General features: G+C 62.3%; 10 protein-coding genes. 5 read left to right on the top strand and 5 right to left on the bottom strand.

Features of this window, described 5'->3' with window-relative positions:
• Positions 1 to 198 precede the first annotated feature (198 nt).
• The 5 genes from ACFWB0_RS25510 to ACFWB0_RS25490 form a co-directional block, all read right to left on the bottom strand.
• On the bottom strand, positions 199 to 456 hold the full coding sequence (locus ACFWB0_RS25510) for a type II toxin-antitoxin system RelE/ParE family toxin (RefSeq protein WP_378493188.1): 258 nt from the start codon (positions 454 to 456) through the stop codon (positions 199 to 201).
• Between the two features lie 3 nt (positions 457 to 459).
• Complete coding sequence (locus ACFWB0_RS25505) at positions 460 to 705, bottom strand: type II toxin-antitoxin system prevent-host-death family antitoxin (protein WP_378493187.1); 246 nt, start codon at positions 703 to 705, stop codon at positions 460 to 462.
• 143 nt (positions 706 to 848) lie between these two features.
• Entirely contained in the window at positions 849 to 1,061 is a 213-nt protein-coding gene (locus tag ACFWB0_RS25500; protein WP_378493189.1) for a helix-turn-helix transcriptional regulator, read from the bottom strand.
• 2 nt (positions 1,062 to 1,063) lie between these two features.
• On the bottom strand, positions 1,064 to 1,537 hold the full coding sequence (locus ACFWB0_RS25495) for a hypothetical protein (protein ID WP_378493186.1): 474 nt from the start codon (positions 1,535 to 1,537) through the stop codon (positions 1,064 to 1,066).
• A gap of 282 nt (positions 1,538 to 1,819) precedes the next feature.
• A complete protein-coding gene (locus ACFWB0_RS25490; protein WP_378493185.1) occupies positions 1,820 to 2,242 on the bottom strand; it encodes a VOC family protein in 423 nt (140 codons plus the stop codon).
• Between the two features lie 170 nt (positions 2,243 to 2,412).
• Here ACFWB0_RS25490 and ACFWB0_RS25485 point away from each other — a divergent pair, with 170 nt between their 5' ends.
• From ACFWB0_RS25485 to ACFWB0_RS25465, 5 genes are all read left to right on the top strand, one after another.
• Positions 2,413 to 2,646: a type II toxin-antitoxin system ParD family antitoxin gene (locus tag ACFWB0_RS25485; RefSeq protein WP_378493184.1), complete on the top strand. Its 234-nt coding sequence runs from the start codon at positions 2,413 to 2,415 to the stop codon at positions 2,644 to 2,646.
• Positions 2,643 to 2,933 (top strand): type II toxin-antitoxin system RelE/ParE family toxin, encoded by a 291-nt coding sequence (locus ACFWB0_RS25480; RefSeq protein WP_378493183.1) that lies wholly within the window; start codon positions 2,643 to 2,645, stop codon positions 2,931 to 2,933. Before ACFWB0_RS25485 ends, ACFWB0_RS25480 begins: the two co-directional genes overlap by 4 nt.
• A gap of 129 nt (positions 2,934 to 3,062) precedes the next feature.
• The gene (locus tag ACFWB0_RS25475; protein ID WP_378493182.1) at positions 3,063 to 3,344 is read left to right on the top strand and encodes a type II toxin-antitoxin system RelE/ParE family toxin; all 282 of its coding nucleotides are present in this window, start codon (positions 3,063 to 3,065) and stop codon (positions 3,342 to 3,344) included.
• A complete protein-coding gene (locus ACFWB0_RS25470; protein ID WP_378493181.1) occupies positions 3,331 to 3,633 on the top strand; it encodes a HigA family addiction module antitoxin in 303 nt (100 codons plus the stop codon). The genes ACFWB0_RS25475 and ACFWB0_RS25470 overlap by 14 nt, the downstream gene beginning before the upstream one ends.
• Positions 3,630 to 3,959 (top strand): hypothetical protein, encoded by a 330-nt coding sequence (locus tag ACFWB0_RS25465; protein ID WP_378493180.1) that lies wholly within the window; start codon positions 3,630 to 3,632, stop codon positions 3,957 to 3,959. Before ACFWB0_RS25470 ends, ACFWB0_RS25465 begins: the two co-directional genes overlap by 4 nt.
• The last annotated feature ends 70 nt before the right edge of the window (positions 3,960 to 4,029 follow it).

Genomic DNA, 4,029 nt, shown 5'->3' with positions numbered 1-4,029 from the left:
GGGGTGGACATCGTCATCGTTGGGTTGATCCGTATCTCGCCCTGCAGGCGGAGTTGCTGTGAACCGCTGGCCTCAACTCAGCCTGACACGCAGGGATGCGCGGTCATGGGAATGCGCCGCCGTGGATGTAGCCACATGTGGCGCGAGTCTTCAAGGCCTCCAACCCAGGATCAGCGATCCGCGGGGATCCATCGTCGCTCATCGATAGACCTCCCTACGGTGCCCGACCCAGAGGATCAACACGACCAGCTCATCTTCCCCGACGTCATAAACGACTCGGTAGTCACCGATTCTGATACGCAACTCGCCGTCACCGCCCTGAAGCATGATGCAACCGGGCGGGCGAGGGTCGTCAGCAAGGGCGTTGAGCGCCTCGAGAATGCGCCGAGCGGTCTGACGATCGAGCTTGCGGAAGGCTTTCGCCGCCGAGGCGACGTAGGTGATGCGATACGCCACGGATCAGAGGCCGAGCTCGGCGGCCAGATCCTCGTGGGAGATGCGCTCGGTCTCTTGGCGCGCGGCCGCCGCAGCGCGAATGTCGGCTTGATCTTCCAACGCCTGGAGTGCGCGATCGTAGAACTCCGGAGACACGACGACTGCGCGTCGACCAGCGCCGCGGGAGGTGATCTCGACGGGTTCACGCTGTGCTGTCGCGATGAGATCGGCCTGGCGGTTGCGGAAGTCGGAGAGGGTTACGGAAGTCATGTCTTCATGGTGCATCTTGTACAAGATGGCAGCAATGGGTAGTGGCTTACAGAGGTTGTTCTGTGCGGCGACGTCGTTGAATTTAGGATTAACGTTTAGTCGCATTCCGGTTTAACCTCTCGTCTGCCTTTACATATCGGGCCTCAGCTCGGCTCCGTGTCTTCGGGCCGGGGATCGAAGAGTTCCTCGATCCTGCATTCGAAAACCTCAGCCAGGCGGAAAGCTAGCGGCAATGACGGGTCGAAGCGTCCGCGCTCGATGGAGATGATGGTCTGGCGGGAGACTCCGAGCTCGTCGGCGAGGTGCTGTTGTGACCAGCCGCGGTCCAGCCTGCGTTTCTGAAGGGAGTTCTTCATCATCAGCCTCGCTTCTTCGCTATGAGATAGCGAACAGCGGTGCTGAAGAAGGCGATGCAGATCACTCCGATAAGGGCCCACGTGACATCGAGATCGAAGCCGGTAATGACGAGAATCGCGAGGGTGAGTCCGGTCAGGATGATCGTGTCTCGGAGCGCGCCCGCCATGGCGGCGTCCAGCCACTTTGACTCGACCGACTCATCCGGGCTGTCGATTGCGCCCCGCAGGGTTGAGCGATCTACGACCAGTGTCCAGATGAGGCCGATGAAACCCGACGACATCACGAGAGCGAATACGCCTACGATAACCAGGGCCTGATCGCCCTGGGTGACTTTGGTCAAGAGTGTGAGTGCGCCGACTCCAACGGCCAGGATCAATCCCGCAGGGATCGCAACGGCCATGGCGGGGAGACGCCCTTCGGCGAAGTTGATGCGGCCCCAACGCGTGCGGGTGTCGCTGCGTGACTCGGTGTTCATGAACCCTCCTGTGTGAAGCTTGTTTTACATGTAAAACAAGCTTCACGCAAGCTCGCGCTCTCGGAGTGATCGGGTGGGTCGCCTACTCTCGCGTAGGCACAGGTGTTTATCTGCGGTGACGTCGTGGAGTTCCGGTTCAATGTGTGAATCCTGCTCGTCCGGGACGAGCCAAACGTGAATAGGCTGGTGTGTGGCACAACTGCGATTCTCTGGCCGGCGAACTGGTAGTCCTTCGCCCAACAGAAGGCGCATTGAGCGTCTGCTTGAAAGTCGGCTCGTCCGTTAATCAGTCGTTGCGGGCGGTGATGTGGTGCGGGAGCGATGGGCCCGTACGTCCACAGGGCGTCCATCAGGATCACGCACCGTCATTGTCCATTGCGTGGGCAGTGTCTCGATCTGTCCGACCGGCCACCCGGCACCCTGGATCTGCTCGCGAACCTCGCAAAGTTGCTCGTAGGTCCCCACGCGCAGTCCCCAGCCGGCCCGGCTCGAGTGGTCGAGATCAGTGGTGGGAGCGGTGGTGGTTTCGACGAACATCAAGTGGTCGTCTCCGCCGACGTCGATGACCGCGAACCGAGGATCGGAAGGGGTCGCAGCGAGCTCGAATGTGAGTGCCGCTCCAAGCAACTCCGTGTAGTACGTCACCAGTCGGTCGAGGTCGGTGGTGGGTAGAGTCAGATGGTTGATTCCGAGGAGACCGGGCATGATAGGCCAACCGTAGCGCCACCGCTGATCGGCACCTCGGTTCCGGACGTGTCGAGCGCCACACCGCTTCCCGAGGTAGTTCCCGGTGAGATTGTTGCCGTGACTGGTTGGAACAGTGGTGCGCGCTCATGGGCGAGGTGCAACATACCAATTCTTGGTATTGTCTCCTCATGGCGCAGAACACGTCGATCAGCTTGGACGAGCACTTCGCGCACTTCCTTGCCCGGGAGGTCGCGTCAGGCCGCTATCGCTCGGCTAGCGAGGTTGTCCGCGCCGGTCTCCGGTTGCTGGAGGATCAGGAGACGCAGATGGCGGCGCTGCGCTCCGCCCTGGTCGACGGCGAGGAGAGCGGCGAGCCCGAGGACTTCGACTTCGACGGCTTCATCGCTTCCAGGAAGGCATGACAGGTTACCGGCTCACGCCGGCCGCCCAACGGGACCTCTCGTCGATCTGGGACTTCACCGAAGAGCGTTGGGGCGTCCGGCAGGCCGAGACGTACGTCAACGAGATCAAGGCGGCCGTCGAGCGGGTCGCAGCCGATCCCAGCCGCGGTCGCGCCTGCGACGGGATTCGTGCGGGGTACCGTCGGTACAGCATCGGGAGCCACCTGCTGTTTTACGTCGAGACCGTCGATGGCGTGGATGTGGTTCGCATCCTGCATCAGCGGATGGATCCGACCCGGTACCTGTGAGTATCGGCATGTCCGCGGGCAACGACCGACACTAGCGGCCTACGCATGACGTTTCGTAAACGCGGCGACGTGGTCGAGTTCAGGTTTAACGTCTAGCGTTATTGACGGTCTTCGTTATACGCTGGTCCTGTGATCAGATCGTTCGGCAGCAAGGACACCGAACGGCTGTGGCGTCGCGAGCGGGTGCCATCCATCGATCCTCGGATCCAACGGGCGGCGCTGCGCAAACTTCGCCAGGTGGGGTCCGCGATCGCGCTGAGCGATTTGCGGAGCCCGCCTGGGAACCGGCTCGAGGCGCTGAAGGGCGATCGGATCGGACAGCACAGCATCAGGATCAACGACCAGTGGCGGATCTGTTTCGTATGGACGGACGCCGGACCGGAGGAGGTGGAGATCGTTGACTACCACTGACAAGATCGCCCCGATCCACCCGGGCGAGGTCCTCATGGAGGACTTCATCGAGGGCTTCGGGATCTCTCAGAACAAGCTGGCGGTGTCGATCGGAGTGCCGCCGCGGCGGATCAACGAGATCGTGCACGGCAAGCGGGGGATCACGGCGGACACCGCTCTGCGGCTCGCGAAGTACTTTGGCACATCGGCGGAGTTCTGGATCAATCTGCAGAGCCACTACGAGCTGGACCGCGCGGAGGATCGGGCGGGCGAGCAGATCGCGGCGATCACCCCGTTACAGGTCGCGTGACCGGGCATCTCGTCGTCATCTTCGGCCTTCCCGGTGTCGGGAAGACCAATGTTGCCGAGATCGCCGCGGCGCGCATGGGCTCGGTACACCTATCCATCGATGCGGTCGAGGAGTCAATTCTCGCCTGCGGTCTGCCGTCAGGCTGGCAAGTCGGCGTCGCCGCGTACGAGGCGGCCCGCGCGATGGCTGAGCTGAACGCGCCTCGGTCGCAGCGTCGTCATAGATGCTGTCAACGACAGCGAGGAGGCACGGCAGACCTGGCGGATTGCGGCCGCGCGCACCGGTGCTCGCCTGGACTTCGGGTCAAGCCCCAGAAGGTGGTGTAGGACGGTGATCTCTTCTCCTGTCCTGACTATGCAGCAGGAATCGCGGCAGCAGGTCCCGTAACCACCTCCC

The organism is Rhodococcus sp. NPDC060086 (assembly GCF_042730275.1).
Taxonomy (GTDB): Bacteria; Actinomycetota; Actinomycetes; order Mycobacteriales; family Mycobacteriaceae; genus Rhodococcus.
This window is presented reverse-complemented; position numbering and strand designations above follow the sequence as displayed.